This is a genomic window from Nocardiopsis halotolerans DSM 44410 (assembly GCF_000341065.1).
GTDB classification, from domain to species: Bacteria; Actinomycetota; Actinomycetes; order Streptosporangiales; family Streptosporangiaceae; genus Nocardiopsis; species Nocardiopsis halotolerans.
The window spans coordinates 1-1,457 of record NZ_ANAX01000019.1 but is presented as its reverse complement, the minus strand read 5'-3'; the positions used below and the strand labels follow the sequence as shown (position 1 = coordinate 1,457).

The window sequence follows — 1,457 nt, the reverse complement described above, 5'->3', positions numbered from 1 at the left end:
TGGCGGGAGGCCGTCACCGCCCACGACCGGTCGGGACACGGCGACGTGCGCGAACGCCTGGAGGCGGTCATGGGCATGGTGCGGGCGCTGGCCGTCACCGGTCGGCTGGAGGAGGCCCGCCACCACCGCGCGCGTGCGGTCGCCGCGGCCGAGGAACTGGGGGACGCGGACCTGACGGCGCGGGTCATCACCGCCTTCGACGTGCCCGCCCTGTGGACACGCAACGACGACGAGGCGCTGTCCCGTCAGGTCACCGCGGCGGCCGAGCGCACTCTGGCCGCCCTGCCCGAGGACAGCCGCGAACAGCGCGGGCGCCTGCTGGGCACCCTGGCCCTGGAACTGCGCGGCACCCACACCGACCGGGGCGCGAGCGCCGCACGACAGGCGGAGGAGATCGCCCGCGACCTCGACGATCCGGCCCTGCTGTGTCTGGCCCTCAACGCCCGCTTCATGCACTCCTTCCAGCGCGCCGGGCAGGCCCCGCGCCGCGTGGAGATCGGAACCGAACTGGTCGCGCTGGCCGCACGGCACGGCCTGGTGACCTTCGAGGTCCTGGGCCACCTCATCCTCGTCCAGGCCCACTCCGCACTCGCCGACCTCACCGCGGCCGACGCCCACGCCGCCTCCGCCGACCGGCTCGGTTCCCGCTACGAGATCCCGCTCGTCGGCGTGTTCACCCGGTGGTACGCCGCGCTGCGGCTGAGCGTGGCCGGACACACCGACGAGGCCGAGGCCGCCTACCGCGCGGCGAGCGTGCGCCTCGCCGACACCGGCATGCCGGGCGTGGAACAGGGCATTCTGCCCCTGGCACTGCTGTGCCTGCGCCTCCAGAGCTCCAGGCCCGCCCCGGTCGATCCCCGCCAGGACTGGGGGCCACACGCCCCCTGGGCGCGCGCCCTGGCCGACCCGGACACCGCCCCGCCCCCGCCCGACGCGCCCTTTGACCTGCTCCAGGAAGCACTCACCTGCCTGGCCGCCCGCGCGGCCACCGCCGTCGGCGACCGCCCCGCGATGGAGCGCGCCTACCGCCGGTTGTCGCCCGCCGCCGGGGAGCTGGCCGGTGCGGGCAGCGGCCTGCTCACCCTGGGACCCGTCGCGCACCAGCTCGGCGACCTCGCCCACGCGCTCGGACACCGCGACCGCGCCGCGGAGCACTACCGACAAGCCCTGCGCGTGGCCACCGGGGCCGGAGCTCCGCACTGGACGGACGCCGCCCGCGCGGCCCTGGACGGTCTGCGCTGACCGGAACCCGAGCGCCACGGCACACCGCACGGCCCGGCCGCACCCCACGCGGCCGGAACGGACCGGGCACCCAGCCGACACCACCGCACGAAGGGACCTTCCACCATGTTCACCGGCCTCAGCGCCTTCCCACTGACCCCCACCACCGACTCGGGCATCGACACACACGCCTACACCCGACTCGTCTCCCGACTGGCCACCGCCGGGGTGGACTC

At 75.9% G+C, this 1,457-nt stretch carries 1 protein-coding gene (running past one end of the window); it reads left to right on the top strand.

The window, feature by feature from the left end:
- Window positions 1-1,242: the 3' portion of an AfsR/SARP family transcriptional regulator gene (locus tag D455_RS0101175; RefSeq protein ID WP_017568930.1), read on the top strand. Its footprint begins 2,274 nt before the window's first position; the window shows 1,242 of its 3,516 coding nt (coding positions 2,275-3,516); its start codon lies off the left edge, out of view; it ends in the stop codon at window positions 1,240-1,242.
- Window positions 1,243-1,457 lie beyond the last annotated feature (215 nt).